Here is a 17869-nt window from a genome sequence, read left to right as displayed (position 1 = left end):
AGAAATAAAATTTTCTATATTTGTACAAAATAATTTGGATGAGGACCTTTCCCTTGGTGATACTATTCTCTCTTGTTGCGCTTTGCAGTACGGCACAAATCAGTCATGGCGGAAAGCCGGTAGGGATTTCTGCAATGGGAATGAAGAGTTTATCATTCGATGAGGTAAAAATGCCCGAAATCAGAAGTGCTTTAAAATCGCAAAGTTTTGATGCTGATAAAATCCACTTAAAGACCTTGAAGTTTGCTGAAAGTTTTCCTGTAGATCTTACACCGGATAACTCGGGAGTGTGGAGCACTTTGAGTAATGGTTCTAAAGTATGGCGCTTGCTTGTTTCTTCAGAGGGTGCCAAATCGCTAAATATCATATTCAGTAAATATCATATTCCATCTGGTGCTCAATTGTTTATTTATAATCCTGAAATGACCCAGATTTTGGGAAGTTTTACGTCTGCCAACAATAAAACAAGTGGAATTTTACCGGTGATGCCATTGGATGGAGATAAACTCATTGTAGAATACATTGAGCCAGCTAACGTGGCTTACGGTGGCGAACTGGAGATCGGTACGATTAATCACGATTTTATGGGAATAAATAATATCTTAAAGGATATTCCCATTGGTAATTTTGGCAGCAGCCAGGCCTGCGAGGTAAATCTGAGTTGTGAAGATGGATGGGACCAACAGTCACAGAGTGTTGTTAAAATGATTATTGACGGTAATGAGTTGTGTTCCGGATCATTAATTAATAATACAGCAGAAGACGGAACACCATACGTTCTTACTGCTGCACACTGTTATACAGATCATAGTTTTAATGCATACGGTACCATTTTTATCTTTAATTACCAGGTGCCAAATTGCTACAACACGATTGAAGGAAGCCGTGAGCAAACCGTTGCAGGCGGATATATGAGGGCATATTCTGAGCAGGAAGAGTTTAAAAATTCTGATTATGCACTGGTTGAAATGAGTGTGATTCCTCCGGCCGCATACAGGGCGTATTACAGTGGATGGGACGCTTCAGTAACTACAGCGAATGATGTTGTTGCAATACACCATCCTAACGGAGATGTGAAAAAAATATCGCGCGACGAAGATGCCGTGGAGATTACGTCACTTATTGTAGACAAGTATTATTACAAAACATATTCCCACTGGTGGATTAAGGATTGGGAATCAGGAGTGACTGAAGGTGGATCATCTGGTTGTCCATTGTTTAGTAAGGATGGATATATTATTGGGGCATTAAGTGCTGGTCAGGCAAGTTGCAGCAACATGATCAACGATTTCTTTTTTTGTTTGAATAAAGTATGGACTTCACATTCGGATCAAACGAAAACCTTGAAATACTGGCTCGATCCTTTAAATTCCGGTGCACTGAAACTGGATGGTTATATTCCTGAGGAACTTGATACGGTAGAGCGCATAAGTAATGTGAAAAAGGGTGAAGATATTACCGTTGTCAGTCTGGGCTCAGATGGATACCTTGGCGGATTCAATAAAGCAGGCATTACAAAATATGCAGAACACTACCAGTTGAAAGAAGACTACGACGGAAAGGTTTTGGGACTTTATTTTGTGCCTCAGCTGGGGTCTGCATCATCGGCATCCAGTATTAACTTCAAAGTATGGGAGGGTGGTGCACAACCCGGAAATGAATTGTGGAGTAAACAGGTTTACATTAAAGAATGGCTCAGAACACAGAAGATTGACGGAACAGTTAGCAAATTTGGTAGCACGGGAGGATATTACACAAAAGCATATTACAACGATACAGAAAACTTTGTAGAAATTGATGAGGATATTGAAACCGGTAACGATTTTTATGTGGGGTATGAAATAGTGTCAAATGGTCCGGTTGATACATTTGCACTATACCAGGTTGTTGATCGTGGCGGGAGTGGTGAAAATACTGCATGGTTTTATCAGAATGATGCATGGAATACGTTCCCAAATTATTCCGAATCACCTGTAAACAGCAGCCTGTATATGGATGCCGTGGTTAAGATTTATAAAAATCCGAGCGATACCTTTATTCCAACAAATAACAAAAAAATTGTAAAGTTTATTGAACCCTCGCCGGCTATAGGTGATTATTTTACACTGCATTTTACGGACCCTCTGGCGGAAGACGCTGTGCTTTCTGTATATACGCTAAACGGTGCAAAGATCGACGAAAAGAATATGCCTTCCGGTTCTGCTTCATATGACGAAACCTTTGCAACCAAGGCAAGTGGGATTTATATACTAAGAATTATTTATCAGAGTAAAACTGAAGTTTACCGCGTTGTTAATATCTCAAATTTTTAGATACAAGATTCAAGATTCAAGATTCAAGATATAAGACATAAGATAATTTTTAGTCTTGATTCTAATAAATTAATGAAAAAACAGGTAGGCCAGCAATATCGAAGCTACAATACCTACAAAATCAGCAATTAAACCACAGGTAACGGCATATCTTGTATTTTTTATGCCCACTGATCCAAAGTAAACGGCAATAATATAAAATGTGGTGTCGGTTGCCCCCTGAACGGTTGACGCTACTCTTCCAACAAATGAATCTGCTCCGTACGTCGTCATGGCATCCACCATCATACCGCGTGCGCCGCTTCCGCTTAATGGTTTCATAAAAGCTGTTGGAAGTGCTTCCACAAAATCAGTATTGATTCCAAAAAGATGAAATCCGGCAGCAATAAAACTGATGAGTTCATCCATTGCACCCGATGCTCTGAAAACGCCAATAGCTACCAGAATTGCCACTAAATATGGAATTATTTTTATGGCTATTTTAAAACCATCCTTTGCACCATCAATAAACGCATCATATACATTTATTTTTCGTATGGCTGCCATTCCTATAAACAAAATGATCACGGAAAACAGGATAATGTTGGCAGTAAGACTCGAAACAACCTTGATTTGCTCTTCATCCAGGTTCATGAATAAAATAATCATTCCGGCAACCAAAACTGTCAACCCTCCCAAATAGGATAGTATCACCTTATTAAACAGATTTATTTTCTGGTAAATGGCAACGCTTACCAGTCCTGCTAACGTTGAGAAAAATGTAGCAAGTAAAATTGGGAGAAATATATCTGTTGGATTCACTGCTCCCAACTGTGCCCGGTAAACCATTACACTGATCGGCAGGATGGTGAGCCCTGAGGTATTCAGTACCAGGAACATGATCATTGGATTGCTGGCAACTTTTTTATTCGGATTGGTTTCCTGCATTTGGTTCATGGCCTGTAATCCGATAGGCGTAGCAGCGTTATCCAGGCCAAGCATATTAGCTGCAACATTCATGACGATAGAACCGTACGCCGGATGGCCTTTGGGGAGATCAGGAAAAATTTTCTGAAAAAACGGGCCGATTAGTTTTGCGAATCCGTTAATAGCTCCGGCTTTTTCCCCAATTTTCATCAGCCCCATCCATAAGGTAAGCACACCAGTTAATCCCAGGGAAATTGTAAAACCTGTTTCGGCACTGTCGAATGTGGCTTTCATCATTTCGGGGAAAACATCAAGGTCGCCAAAAAAAATCAATCTGATGAGAGCGACAATGAATGCAATCACGAAAAAGGCTATCCAGATGTAATTAAGTACCATATTACATGACGGTTTTAGCAAATGTAGCTAAAATCGTGTATAATTCATGACATAAAAAAAGCAATGACTGTCACAGCCACTGCTTTTTTGTTATTTAACCTGAATATTCTATTTAATTGTTACTTCAAGAGGCTTTGTAATCTGAACCGCAAAATCGTTCAGATACTTTTCCCACTCGTCGGTTGATGCAAATTGTTTGCTTTTTTCCCAGAAGAATCCTGCATAGTAAATTATTTTGCCATCTATGGGTTTCATGTGGATTAGTAGATGGCTTTTTTCGGGCTGATTTACAATGTATTCCTCGTATCCGGTTACATATTTCGGATCAACCACAACCGCATTATTTAATTCTGAACCAAAATATGCTTTGTCATCAAAATTGAACCAGGCTGCATTTTCATCGGCACTGATCTTTTTTTTCTTTTCATGCAGTGTTATTCCGACTGTAATGGCATCCGTTCCTTCTACGGTCACTTCAAAACGCGTCAGGTTCGAACCTTTATCAATCGAAATATACTTTGTTTCAGTCACCGTGTCGTTGCCTGCGGCATACGGCGCATATTCCAGTTTAAAATCGCCCCGAAGAATGCCGTCTTCGATCTTATGCCATTTAATATAGTTTTTAGCGGCGTACGTTTTACCGGTTTTTTCATCAAAAACCATTGTGCCACCTGAGCCACGACTACTGCCAACATGGTAGTTATCCAGCCCTTCGCCGGTGTCTTCATGGTATGTTCCACCTTCAGATGGTTTTTTGTACCATTTGTTGATAATGGGATAATCCACCTTTTTGAGCCAACAGTCCACACCGCTTGACAGTGTTCCTCCCGGATCGCCCGCTTCAGTGAGACGCTGCGCTTCAGGACCATAAACCCTAAAAGCCACACGGTCATTCTCCCACGCGTAATCGTCTATGCGCTCAGGCACAAATCGTGAATAACATACAATCTCTTCGTCCGGTGCAGCTTCACCCGGTTTTAAGTTTCTGAGCAAAAATTCAGCAGATGAATTTGCGGCTATTTCAGGCTGAAACAACGCTACAGTTGCCGTATCAGAATCTTTCCCTTTACTCAGCTGAACCGGAAAAAATAATCCGTTCCCAAGGTTTTCGGCGACCAAGGTCCCGGAAAGATCAAGGCTGTGTTTTTGGAGTGCACCTAAAGGAACAGAAACGATTTCATGAGTACGTTCAACATTGGTTGAATTCGTAACAATTACCGTAACTCCGCTTTCCTGGGTACACGAACCAAGAAGTACAACAATTATGGATGCGTAGATTAAATTTTTGATGCGCATGGCAATCGAATTATAACGTTATTTTTTAAGATCGTGTACAACTTTCATTGCAGCTTTTACTTTTGAAGTTACTTCGTCGTACTTTTCATTTTTAATGACATCAGCAGGGAAAAGCTTTGATCCTAATCCAACACAGGACACACCTGCATCAAACCAGGCTTTCAGATTTTCAGGATCAGTTGATACACCACCGGAAGGCATGATCTTAGTCCATGGACATGGCGCTTTAATTGATTTTACAAATGAAGGGCCACCAACCTCAGAGCCAGGGAAAATTTTTACAATTTCCACACCCAGTTCTTCAGCAAGATTGATTTCGGATAATGTGCCACAACCAGGCATCCATGCAATCTTACGGCGGTTACAAACTTTAGCTATATCAGGATTCAGAGATGGGGAAACGATAAAGTTAACCCCAAGCTGAATGTACAGCGATGCTGTTCCAGGATCAACCACAGAACCTACACCCATAACCATTTCAGGGCAATTTTCGGCAACCCATTTATTCACTTCAGAAAATACTTCGTGTGCATAATCACCGCGATTGGTGAATTCAAAAACACGGGCACCACCATCGTAGCAAGCTTTAATGACTTTTTTTACGATTTCGGCGTCTTTGTTATAATATAAAGGTACCAATCCGGTTTCAACTACCGTGTTCAGTACATGCATTCTGTCAAATCTGGCCATAATAATCAAGTTCTACTTTTAACTTTTAACTTTTAACTTTTAACTTTCTACTTTTAACTTATTGGTTTACCTGTCCACTCTTGCACTTCCACCACCGATAATCTTTTCTACCTCCGATAAGGTTGCCATGGTAGTATCGCCGGGTGTTGTCATTGCCAGGGCACCGTGAGCAGCACCGTATTCTACCGCTTTAGCACCATCGTTAAATTCCAGGAAGCCATAAATCAGTCCGGAGGCAAAGCTGTCTCCACCACCGACACGGTCCATAATTTCCAGATCTTCGCGGTGTTGTGCTTCATGGATTTTTCCGTCGGCGTAGCAAATAGCTCCCCACGAATTTACTGTGGCTGATTTTACAGTACGTAAGGTTGTTGCAATAACCTTGAAGTTAGGATACTCCTTCACTGCGTTTTTAATCATGGATTTGTATCCACCCAGATCCAGTTCTTTCAGTTCGTCATCGTTTCCGGCAACCTCAAGTCCCAGACAGGCTGTAAAGTCTTCTTCGTTACCAATCATCACATCCACATATTTCGCAATTTCCTTGTTGACCTCCTGTGCTTTGGCTTCACCACCAATAGCTTTCCATAACGACGGACGGTAATTCAGGTCGTAGGAAACAATAGTTCCGTATTTCTTTGCTATTTTAACGGCTTCAATCACAGTTTCTGCAGCCGTTTCCGATAAAGCAGCAAAAATTCCACCGGTGTGAATCCAGCGAACACCTAAGGTTCCAAAGATATATTCCCAGTCAATATCGCCCGGTTTTAGTTGAGAAGCGGCAGTATTGCCACGATCCGATACTCCTTTGGCTCCACGAATACCGAAGCCACGTTCGGTAAAGTTTAACCCGTTGCGAACGGTTCTGCCACAACCATCATAATCCACCCATTTTACAAACTGGGTATCCAGTCCTCCCTGAAGCATGAAATCTTCAATTAGCGCTCCTACTTCATTGTCAGCCAATGCCGTTATTATGGCAGTCCTTTTCCCAAAGCATTTTTTCAGTCCGCGTGACACATTGTATTCTCCGCCACCTTCCCAGGCACGAAATTGTCTGGTCGTTCTGATTCTGCCTTCTCCCGGATCAAGGCGTAACATTACCTCACCCAAGGAAATGCAATCGTAGGTACACTCCGATGCTGGTTTAACCTGTAAAGTCATCTTTTAAAATCTATTTCGTTTTGTTGTTCTGATTGTAGTTGGTGAAAAGCATTAAATACCAACATGCCTTAGTTTTGTCAGACACGTTGGTATTAATGGTTTTTTCTGAATTTAGATGTCGTTTTCTCCTTTTACGTAACCAAAGTTGGCAAGGATTCCACCGTCAACATATAGCACGTGGCCATTAACAAAATCACTGGCTTTGGATGCCAGGAATAATGCGGCATGCCCTACATCTTCCGGTTCACCCCAACGGCCCGCCGGAGTCCGGGTCATAACCAAGTCGTTAAACGGATGGTTGCCCTCGCGAATGGCAGCAGTCTGAGATGTTGCGATATAACCAGGACCAATACCGTTGATCTGAACATTATATTTGGCCCACTCGCAGGTCATGTTCGCAGTTAGCAGTTTCAAGCCTCCTTTTGCTGCTGCATACGCAGATACAGAATTACGTCCGTAAACGCTCATCATGGAACACATGTTTATGATTTTCCCAAAACGGCGTTCGATCATTCCCGGAGCAACGCGTTTGGCAACAATAAGTGGTGCCACCAAATCGATATCGATTACCTGCTGGAAATCTTTTATCGGCATGTCCAGTATCGGAATGCGCTTAATGATACCTGCATTGTTAACCAGGATATCAACCGGACCAACATTCTTTTCTATTTCTGTGATTCCTTTATCTACATCTTCTTCGCTGGTAACATCAAAATTTAATGTGTACACATCAAGGCCTTCTTTGGCATATTCTGCTTTACAGGCCTCAAGTTTATCGTCAAAGATGTCATTTACGCAAATTTTGGCACCGGCTTTTCCCAGTGTCGTGGCTACTGCCATTCCAATCCCATGGGTTCCACCTGTAACAAGTGCAACTTTGCCGGTTAAATCAAATAATTCCTGAATCATCTTTATTTTTATTTTTTGGTTCTTATCTCAAATCAGAAGGTTGTTGGGTGTCCATATCTCCGTAATCGAGATTTTCACCACCCATACCCCAGATAAATGTATATTTGGCTGTACCGGCACCTGCATGGATAGACCACGTTGGTGAAATAACAGCCTGCTCATTGTGCATAAAAATATGTCTTGTTTCCTGCGGTTCACCCATAAAGTGTACTACCGCCTGATCTTCAGGTACCTCAAAGTAGAAGTATGCTTCCATACGTCTTGTGTGCGTGTGGGCCGGCATAGTATTCCAGACACTACCTTCCTTAAACTCGGTCATTCCCATTTGTAACTGACAGGTATCCACAACACCGTTGACAAGCAGCTTATTGATTTTCCGTGCATTGGACGAATTTAAATCGCCCAGTTCAACAGTTATCGCATCTTTGAGTGTTACCTTTTTGTTTGGGTATGCTTTGTGAGCCGGGGCAGAGTTGAAGTATAGTTTGGCTGGTTTTGCAGCATCTGCAGATGCAAATACAACTTTGGTTGTACCTCTTCCGAGATACAACGCTTCTCTGTAGTCCAGCTCAATCACTTCTTCATCGACAGTTATTTTAGCTTTGCCACCGATATTGATAATACCCAGTTCACGTCTTTCGAGGAAATAGGTTGCCTTTAGAGGATCAATTGCATCAAGACTTAATGGTTTTGTTACAGGATAAGCACCGCCAACAATAATTCTGTCGTAATCGGTGTATACCATGTTAATCATGTCCTGTTCAAAAATTGTCTCAACCAGAAATTCTTTACGCAATCTTTGTGTATCATAAAGCTTTGCGTCGTTCGGGTGAGACGCGTAACGAATTTCATATTTAATATGACTCATAATTTATTTTATTTTAAGAATTTACATGTTTTAAATTTTCGTCAAGTGGGGTCATTTTCGGCATTATTACATGTACTACTCCAAGAAGTATCAGATAGGATAAACCAGCAATCAGGAATGCAAAGAAATACGCAGACGGACCGCTTGAGTTCAATACATCACCAAGGGCTTTGTCAGCAGCAATACCTGCCACCGCACCAAGCATGCCACCAATTCCGGTGACGGATGCAGTTGCTTTTTTGGGGAATACATCCGATACTAAAGTAAAGAGGTTAGCGGACCAGGCTTGGTGACCAGCTGCCGCCAATGCAATAAGCAATACTGCTATCCAGTATAGGTTATTTGTTCTTGTTGCATCAAATACAGCAAATTCAAATGTTCCAATTGTCTCCTTTCCAACTTCTTTTTCAACATAGCCTTTAAACGCTTCAAGGCTTGCCTTTTCTTTATTTTCAACTTTTTTACTGTTTATTTTTTTCAGACTTAACATAACAGCATCTTCCACCTGCATATTATTAACAGCTTCAATTGTTTTATCTGTTATCATGTATGTTCCGCTTGAAGTTTCAGAATTGCTGACAAGCGTACTCATTAAATTTTCCAGTTTTGCTTTTCCATAACCTGTTGCCAGATCATCCTGGAAATTACGGGCTGCTTTATATTCTTTGCCTTCAAGTAATTTAACCTGATTTATAACTTCAACAGGTACATTTACCATTTGTTTATCAACCTTAACCTGTTCTGTTTCAAGTTTTGAAATGGCATCAGGTGTAACTTTAAATCCTGTTTGAACCTGCGTAACAAACATTACAGGCATAATTAGTAAAGCACAAATCAATAGTGTAATTTTTCGGGCTTTATTAACGGTCCATCCTTTCTTAATAAAGTAAGATGACATCCATCCTCCACCGATACTTCCGCCATCGGCTAGTACATAAATTACTATTAAAGGAAGTGCAATAGAGTGAATATTTAATCCGAACATATCAAAAAGGAATTTTCCTCCCCAGAACAGGTAGAACCACCAAACTGCATCCGTCATTTTGGCTAAAGCAAAAGCCCAGGTTTCTTTAACCGGGAGTAATTTACCCCATGACAGTTTTTCGCTACTTTCTACAACTGAATCGCTATTGATATATTCTAATTCTTCTTTTGATAGTTTAGGATGCTTCTCCGGTTTTTTATAGGTAAGCAACCAGAGAACGACCCAAAGTGCACTAAATGCACCTGTTGTAAGAAAGGCATATTGCCAATGTTCTCCATTAGAAAGTACAATTAAAGGAATAACTAATGGAGCAAGAATTGCACCGACGTTGGAACCGGCATTAAATATTCCGGTCGCGAATGCTCGTTCTTTTTTTGGAAACCATTCTGCTACTGTTTTAATAGCGGCAGGGAAGTTCCCCGATTCTCCAAAACCTAAACCAAAACGTGCCAGGCTAAAACCAATTAGACTGAATGCCGGTCTTACAGCTGCATGTAGCATACCGAAAATACTCCAGATGCCGATAGCCAGCGTGTAACCAATACGGGTGCCAAAACGGTCAATGATGCCGCCCATAGTTAACATACCAACTGCATATGCAATTTTAAAGAAGATGTTGATAGTTGCATAATCAACATCACTCCAGTTGAATACTTTGTACTGTAAGGTAGGGGCTAGTACTCCAATAATACTACGATCCATGTAGTTAATGGTCGTGGCAAAAAACAAAAGTGCTAAAATTCTCCATCGGTATTTGCCGATGCCTTGTTTGTCTGTTGTCATGATAATGGATTAATATTAATAATTTAGTTAGTTATAATTATTGTTTTAAATACTTCAGATTCTCTTTCATGATGATATCAATAGTGCTGTAATTGATTTTTTCTATATTGTTTCCCGCACCTAAGTGTCTGAATAATGACATAACGCCATTATAGCCCTGCTCTTCCGGTTTCTGACTGATTAAAAAATCGATAACCCCTTTATTGAGGTACTTCAGGTTTTCATCTATCAGGTCGTATCCGATCAATATTGTATTATTTATTTCAAACTCATCAAACAACTTTGCAACCTGATACACCCTCGATCCGGAAACAAAAACTCCCGCCAGATTATCCACCTGTTTGATACAATTCTGCAATGTATCTTTCAGTTCCGTGGGGTGGAGGAGATCAACTTCTTTTGAGATGATCCTGATGTTTTTTAATCCGTAGTTGTCAAAATAACTCAAAAATCCCTTTTCCCGCTTCAAAATATGGTGAGAAATCACCTTGTTGTTTGCCAGTTTCAATACAAGTACGGTCGAATTATCCGAAATGCCGTAATTGATCAGCTTTCCCGAAACAAAACCGCTTTGCCACGCATCCTGCCCGAAATAGGCCAGGGGATTACCGAAATCAATATTGACATCAAAAAATACATATGGTATCTCCAGTTCATCCAGCAAAATTGTAAACTGCATGGCCGCTTCACGGAATACAGGATTGAAAAGAACTCCGTCCGGATTGTTTTTCAGTACCTCATCACGCGCTTCGAAAAACGATTTTTCGTTCGCATCGTTAAAGGTATAAATATCTACCGCAAAATTGTAATCTTTTAACTCATCTTCAGCTCTTTTAATGCCGGCAATGGGTTTTGACCAGTATGGATTACCTGCATTTCCGGCTGGCAGAAGCACCGCAATGCGGAATATTTTTTTTGATGCAAGTGATTTGGCTAAAAGATTAGGCGTGTAATGGAGCTCTTCAATTATAGAAAGGATTTTAACACGAGTTTCTTCTTTTACTTCGCCTCTGTTGTGCAACACACGATCTACCGTGCCGACAGATGTACCGGCTTTTCTGGCGATATCTTTAATTCGGATTTTTTGGTTGGAATCCATGGATTAAATTGTTTTTCGTGCACGTGCACGGCAAATGTACAAAACTTTTCGTGAATTGTTCGTGTGCGCACACGATTATTTTTATGTTGATATAAAAATATTTTACCGTCTAAGTCCATTTTTTAATAAAAATGAAAAGTTTTGGACACATATATTTATTATACAATTCATAAGTTCGCAGCCGGAAATGTTTAAATTTGAACTTTGTAATCACTTATTATTAACCAAACACTTAAAAATGAAAAAAGTATTATTTTTAGTATTGATGGTTATTACAACCATTGCAACAGGTTTCTCACAGGTAACCACATCCAGTATGAGTGGACGTATTACTGATGCTGAAGGAGCTGTGATTGGTGCAACAGTAATTGCTACACACACACCTTCAGGAACGACCTACGGTACTGTAACAAATACAGAGGGCCGATTTAACCTAAACGGTATGCGTGTAGGAGGGCCTTACACAGTAAAAATTACGTTTATCGGATATGGCGCGTACACTCAGAACAATATTACATTGAGCTTGGGTGAAAACTATGTAATGAATGTTGTACTGTCAGAAGAAGCACTATCGATTGATGAAGTAATGGTTACGGCTACCCGCACAAAATTCTCGAACGAGAAAACAGGCGCAGTAACCAATATCACAAACGAGCAGATAGCCAATTTGCCTACGGTAAATCGCAGCATTTCAGACATTACCCGCCTTTCTCCTTATGGTGGTAATGGAATGAGCTTTGTCGGTTCAGATGGTCGTACAGCTAATTTTACAGTAGATGGAGCTAATTTCAACAATAATTTCGGTCTGAGTGATGCTCTTCCAGGTGGAGGTAACCCAATTTCTATTGAAGCTATCGAAGAATTGCAGGTTGTAATCGCTCCATATGATGTACGTCAAACGAACTTTATTGGTGGTGGTGTAAACGCTATTACAAAATCAGGTACAAATAAATTCATAGGAAGCGCTTACGTTTATCACAGAAATGAAAACATGCGCGGAGATGCTGTTAATGGGCTTCAAATCGCTGGTGCACGTGAAAAAGACCGTAATACAACATACGGTTTCACTTTAGGTGGTCCGATTATCGAAAACAAATTGTTCTTCTTCGTAAACGGTGAAATGTCGAAAACACCAACAATTGCCAATCGTTGGAGAGCATCAACTGATGGCGTTGCTGATCCGGACAATTTTATCTCCCGCACAACAGAAAATGATCTTCAGACGGTTTCTGATTTTGTGAAAAATAAATATGGATATGAAACGGGTTCTTATACAAATTTCCCGGCAGATGAAAGCAACAACAAACTTCTTGCCCGTTTGGATTGGAACATCACAAACAAACATCGTTTAGCATTACGCTATAACTATACTAAGAACACTTCATGGAGGCCACCTAATGCGTCTTCTATGGACGGAGGCACTCGTATGTCTGAGGCAAGAATGTCACAGGCTTCAATGTCATATGCAAACTCGATGTATTCGATGGACAACCTTGTTCATTCATTCTCTTTTGACTTAAACAGTCGATTATCGGATAACATCTCTAATCAATTCCTGGCAACATTCTCAAAACTTGACGATGTTCGCGGAACCAATTCGTCAGAATTTCCTTTTATCGACATTCTGAAAGACGATCAGGCATATCTTTCTTTAGGTTACGAACTATTTACCTGGAACAACGGTGTTCACAATAATGTATGGAATATTAAAGATGAAATGACCTACTATTTAGGTAATCATAAAATTGTTGGCGGTATTGCGTACGAGTATAAGATGGCTGACAACTCTTATATGCGTAACGGTACAGGATACTATCGCTACACAAGTCTTGACGACTTCTTAAACGAAGCAACACCTGAAATCGTTAACTTAACTTATGGTTACGATGGAGAGAGCAATCCTGCAGCCCGCATAAGAACAAACAAAATAGGAGTTTACGGGCAAGATGATTGGAGCGTTACTGAAAATTTCAAACTTTCGTATGGACTTCGTATTGATGGGCTTTTCTTCAATAATAGTGACCTGATAACAAACAATGCTATCGCTGCCATTGATTATAACGGTCGTAATATCGATACAGGAAAATGGCCTGATGCAAATATCATATTCTCTCCCCGCGTAGGATTTGTTTGGGATACATTTGGGGATAAGAGCCTGAAAGTTCGTGGAGGTACCGGTCTTTTCTCCGGCAACTTACCGCTAGTATTCTTCACCAATATGCCTACCAACGGTGGAATGGTACAATATCAGGCACAAATAAATGCAAGAAATGCTGCGAATAATGGTTTCACAATGGATGAATTTGCCGGTGGTCTTGTAACTGATGCAAACGGAAATGCCAACATTACTGCACTTTATGACAAGTTAATATCATTGGGATATCCTTCAACTATTTCTCCCGAAGATGGAACTGTTCCTTCTGCTATTGCGGCTGTTGATCCAAAATTCAAAATGCCGCAGGTTTGGAAATCATCACTTGCTGTTGATTACGCATTCAAAACATCTTTCCCACTCTCTGTATCAGTAGAAGGGATTTACAATAAAACAATCAACGGTGTTTCAATTTCCGACTGGAGTATTCCAAATGTTGGTGGTTTCGCCCGTTTCAATGGTGTTGACAATCGTCCGATTTATCCTGCCGGATATCGTACCGCCACTAAGGCCTTTGTATTGGAAAACACAGATCGTGGTTATGGTTGGTCGGGCAACATTACACTTAATGCCAAACCAGCAGACTGGATCAGCTTGATGGCTGCTTATACACATACAGTTGCTAAAGATGTAACAGGAATGCCCGGATCGAATGCTGAATCAGCATTTACGTACGTTCCAACAGTAGAAGGTCCTAACTACATTAAACTGCACAATTCTCAATACACAACACCCGATCGTCTTATAGCATCACTTACTGCCCACGATAATGGAGGTAACCACTATAGTATCATCTATGAAGGATGGCGCGGTGGATATAACTACTCATACATGACAGTTAACGATATCAATAGTGACGGTTACAACTACGATGCAATCTATGTTCCAACTGACGATGAAGTGGCAAACAATGAATTCCGCTTTGTTTCAGCAGACGATCAAACTCGTTTTATGGACTATGTGCATTCCAATGATTATTTGAGTAATCAACAAGGCAAGTATGCAGAAGCCTATAGCGTTTACTCACCATGGGTACATCGCGTTGACTTAAGTTACAAACATGATTTTTCTCTTAAAGCAGGTAATAGCCAACACAAACTGCAACTTAGCCTTGATGTCAAGAACGTGATGAACCTGTTCAACTCCAGTTGGGGTGTAAGCAAATATTTGAATCCGGAAATTGGTTCTGAAGCCCGTATCCTCAAATATGAAGGAGTTGATGCTGACGGTGTGGCTACATTCTCTACACCCTCTTCAATTCATGGTGATACCAAAACATTCACGCCAAACTATTCATTGGGGCAAACCTGGTATGCATTAATCGGTATCAAGTATATTTTCAACTAATTTAAAAGCACTGACAATTATGAAATTAAAAAACATATTTCCATATTTCATTGCCATACTTGCCATGATGACAAGTTGTAACGAAGAAGAAACAATGACTTTGCTTGATCAAATTCAAGTATCGCAGTCCTACGTATCTATCCCTGTAGACGGTGGCTCTACATCAATTACTGTAACGACTCAAGATCGTTGGACAGTTGAGAACAATTTCGAATGGTTAACTATCTCTTCGACTTCTGGCAGCGCCGGAGAATCAACGCTTACATTTTCTGCTGCATCTACCTTGGATGGTCGCAATGCTGAGGTTTTAATTATAAATTGGCATGAAATTCAAACTCAAGATAGTATTGTAGTTGAAAAAACAATTCAGCGAATAAATATCATCCAGGGTTTGGCAACAGTTTCACCTGCCACATGTCAGGAAGTAATTGACGGGCCTGACAGCAAAACATACCTTGTAACCGGAGTTGTTACAGCAATAACCAACACAACTTACGGCAACTGGTATTTAGAGGATGAAACAGGTTCTATTTATATTTATGGTACCCTTGACGCTAAGGGTGGAGAGAAAAACTTTTTAAGTTTAGGACTTGAAGTGGGAGATGAAGTAACTGTTCAGGGACCAAAAACTACTTACAATGGAACTGTAGAGTTGGTAAATGTAACCGTTAACAGTATCAATAAATCACTTGTGAAAGTTGATTCTGTTGCAAACGCAACGCTACCTATCGAAGGTGGTGAATTTACTGCATACCTTACCTGTAAAGGACAGGGCGTATCGGTAGATATCCCCGAAGATGCCAAGTCATGGTTGTCAATTTCGTCTATTGAATCGTCAGGCGAAGAAGTAGTCGTGAAGTTCAATGCCGCTGAAAATACCGGCGGAGACCGTGGAACTACTCTTACATTCCGCACTACTGATGGAACTAAAAATTATGCAACACAAACAATGCTGAGTCAAAAAGGAGCTATTATAAATGCAACGATTGCTGAGTTCCTTGCAGCTGAAGTTGGTGATACACAATATCGTTTGTCAGGGGTTATTACCAATATTTCCAATACTACCTATGGCAATTTAGATATACGAGATTTCTCCGGCGAAACTTTTGTGTATGGTATTGAAGATTTCCAGGACAAAGGGTTGAAAGAGGGTGACATCATTACAATTGTAGGAAAACGTGCCGCATATAACGGAAACCCACAGGTTGGCGGTGCTGTGTTGGAAGAGGTTATTCCTGTAACTCTGGCTACTATTGCCGAGGTACTGGTTAAACCTGACGATGCCAATACATACTTTATGGTGACCGGTGAAATTAAAGAAATTGACAATCCAACATACGGTAATCTATATTTGAAAGACGGCGACAGTGAAATCTATGTGTATGGCTGTTATCCGGGATATGGTGCAACCGGTGATGATAGAAAAGGTTTGATAGCAGCCAAAGGACTTAAAGTGGGTGATACACTAACTGTAATTGCACCGAAGGGATCCTATAATGGAACCTTGCAACTTCAAAATAGTATTTATTTCAGCCATGTAAGTGCGCAATAAATCTGCTATTCTTCGACGAAGTTTTTTACAGCTTACGAAAAATAAAAGCCGCACAAATGAACTGCACCCCAAAAGTTGGATACAACATTTGGGGTGTTTTTTGTGATTTTTAAGGCAACAAAGTACTACCTTTACAACACCCTTTCGTGCATTGTTGCAGGATATAAATACAAAATATGAAACAAACGATATTACTTTTAGTAATCCTGGCTTTTTCTGCCGCTTGTAAACCCCCAAAAGGCAATGAAAAACCTGCCTATGTTGTTGTACTTTCTATGGATGGGTTCAGATGGGATTACACTTCAAGAACTTCTACGCCTGCATTTGATGAACTTGCAGCGGATGGAGTGAAAGCTGAATACATGGTGCCTTCATTTCCAACCAAGACCTTCCCAAACCATTACACGCTTGCCACGGGTTTGTATCCGGGAGAGCATGGTATTGTGGCAAATTCATTCTATAACGATTCCCTGAAAAAGTCGTATTCCCTGGGAAATCGTGCAGCGGTTCAGGATGCTGATTTTTATGGCGGAGAGCCCATTTGGGTGACTGCTGAAAAGTATGGTATAAAAGCGGCAACATGTTTCTGGCCGGGAAGTGAAGCGCCTATCAAAGGTGTGCGTCCTTCTTACTGGCTGAAGTACGATGGTAGCCTTACTTACCAGTCAAGATTGGATACGGTGGTTTACTGGTTAACACTGCCTTATAGCCAACGTCCGCATCTGGTAATGTTTTACGTGGATGAGCCGGATCATACTGCACATAGTTTTGGGCCGGACAGCAAAGAGGTCACGGAAGAAATTTCATCGCTTGACAATTACCTTGCAGCTGTTCAGAAAAAACTATTCTCACTGGATATTGCCGATTCCATAGATTTTATTTTGTTGTCGGATCATGGTATGGCAAAGGTGAATATGGACAAATCCTACGATCTGTCTCAATTATTGCCGGCTGCCTGGGTTGTCCATCAATCCACTTCAAATCCTCTGGCTCTTATTGATCCGGCACCGGGATTCGCCGATTCCATTGTTGCTACCCTGAATAAGGTGAAAGGGATCAGGGCCTGGCTAAAAAAGGATGTGCCCGCAAAGTATCATTATAATTCGCATCCTGCCATTCCCGGAGTTGTGGCCCTGGCTGACAGCTCTTATACATTGTACTGGAAAAAATATACGCTTGCAGCAGATCACGGATATGATCCCGATACAAACAGTGATATGCGTACCATATTTTATGCCAAAGGTTCAGACTTTAAGAAAGATTTTATTAACAAGCCGTTTTCGAACAGGATGATTTACCCGTTGATAACTAAACTGCTTGGAATCCCAACTGAAAAATCGCTGGAGGCCCTGAAAAATGAGCATGTTGAAGTGACAAAGTAAATCTTACATCATTCTTCATATTCAGGTT

12 protein-coding genes are annotated in these 17869 nt (G+C 40.7%); 4 read left to right on the top strand and 8 right to left on the bottom strand.

Annotated features, from left to right (window positions below; all coding sequences use genetic code 11):
• Window positions 1-38: 38 nt before the first annotated feature.
• Window positions 39-2312, top strand: a complete 2274-nt coding sequence (locus ACE01N_RS19100; protein ID WP_380592417.1) for a trypsin-like peptidase domain-containing protein — start codon at window positions 39-41, stop codon at window positions 2310-2312.
• A 69-nt stretch (window positions 2313-2381) separates the two neighbouring features.
• On the opposite strand, the gene ACE01N_RS19095 is transcribed toward ACE01N_RS19100, so the two are convergent.
• The 8 genes from ACE01N_RS19095 to ACE01N_RS19060 form a co-directional block, all read right to left on the bottom strand.
• The gene (locus ACE01N_RS19095; protein WP_380592416.1) at window positions 2382-3614 is read right to left on the bottom strand and encodes a nucleoside recognition domain-containing protein; all 1233 of its coding nucleotides are present in this window, start codon (window positions 3612-3614) and stop codon (window positions 2382-2384) included.
• Between the two features lie 108 nt (window positions 3615-3722).
• Window positions 3723-4910: a DUF4861 family protein gene (locus tag ACE01N_RS19090; RefSeq protein WP_380592414.1), complete on the bottom strand. Its 1188-nt coding sequence runs from the start codon at window positions 4908-4910 to the stop codon at window positions 3723-3725.
• A gap of 18 nt (window positions 4911-4928) precedes the next feature.
• The gene (locus tag ACE01N_RS19085; protein WP_380592412.1) at window positions 4929-5600 is read right to left on the bottom strand and encodes a bifunctional 4-hydroxy-2-oxoglutarate aldolase/2-dehydro-3-deoxy-phosphogluconate aldolase; all 672 of its coding nucleotides are present in this window, start codon (window positions 5598-5600) and stop codon (window positions 4929-4931) included.
• 66 nt (window positions 5601-5666) lie between these two features.
• Window positions 5667-6764 carry a sugar kinase gene (locus tag ACE01N_RS19080; protein ID WP_380592410.1) on the bottom strand — a complete coding sequence of 366 codons (1098 nt, stop codon included), beginning with the start codon at window positions 6762-6764 and terminating at the stop codon, window positions 5667-5669.
• A 111-nt stretch (window positions 6765-6875) separates the two neighbouring features.
• Window positions 6876-7673 carry a gluconate 5-dehydrogenase gene (locus ACE01N_RS19075; protein ID WP_375728555.1) on the bottom strand — a complete coding sequence of 266 codons (798 nt, stop codon included), beginning with the start codon at window positions 7671-7673 and terminating at the stop codon, window positions 6876-6878.
• 22 nt (window positions 7674-7695) lie between these two features.
• Window positions 7696-8541 (bottom strand): 5-dehydro-4-deoxy-D-glucuronate isomerase, encoded by an 846-nt coding sequence (gene kduI / locus ACE01N_RS19070; RefSeq protein ID WP_380592407.1) that lies wholly within the window; start codon window positions 8539-8541, stop codon window positions 7696-7698.
• A 13-nt stretch (window positions 8542-8554) separates the two neighbouring features.
• Entirely contained in the window at window positions 8555-10309 is a 1755-nt protein-coding gene (locus tag ACE01N_RS19065) for an MFS transporter (protein ID WP_380592405.1), read from the bottom strand.
• A 37-nt stretch (window positions 10310-10346) separates the two neighbouring features.
• Window positions 10347-11408, bottom strand: a complete 1062-nt coding sequence (locus ACE01N_RS19060) for a LacI family DNA-binding transcriptional regulator (protein WP_380592403.1) — start codon at window positions 11406-11408, stop codon at window positions 10347-10349.
• Window positions 11409-11646: 238 nt separating this feature from the next.
• Between ACE01N_RS19060 and ACE01N_RS19055 the strand changes: the two genes are divergently transcribed.
• The 3 genes from ACE01N_RS19055 (at window position 11647) to ACE01N_RS19045 (ending at window position 17841) form a co-directional block, all read left to right on the top strand.
• Window positions 11647-14907 carry a TonB-dependent receptor gene (locus tag ACE01N_RS19055; RefSeq protein ID WP_380592401.1) on the top strand — a complete coding sequence of 1087 codons (3261 nt, stop codon included), beginning with the start codon at window positions 11647-11649 and terminating at the stop codon, window positions 14905-14907.
• Window positions 14908-14926: 19 nt separating this feature from the next.
• Window positions 14927-16459, top strand: coding sequence for a BACON domain-containing protein (locus ACE01N_RS19050; RefSeq protein WP_380592399.1), 1533 nt, complete (start codon window positions 14927-14929; stop codon window positions 16457-16459).
• A 176-nt stretch (window positions 16460-16635) separates the two neighbouring features.
• Window positions 16636-17841 (top strand): alkaline phosphatase family protein, encoded by a 1206-nt coding sequence (locus ACE01N_RS19045; protein WP_380592397.1) that lies wholly within the window; start codon window positions 16636-16638, stop codon window positions 17839-17841.
• The last annotated feature ends 28 nt before the right edge of the window (window positions 17842-17869 follow it).

The organism is Quyinboa ferrireducens (assembly GCF_042436675.1).
Classification (GTDB): domain Bacteria; phylum Bacteroidota; class Bacteroidia; order Bacteroidales; family UBA5342; genus JBHJHP01.
This window is presented reverse-complemented; position numbering and strand designations above follow the sequence as displayed.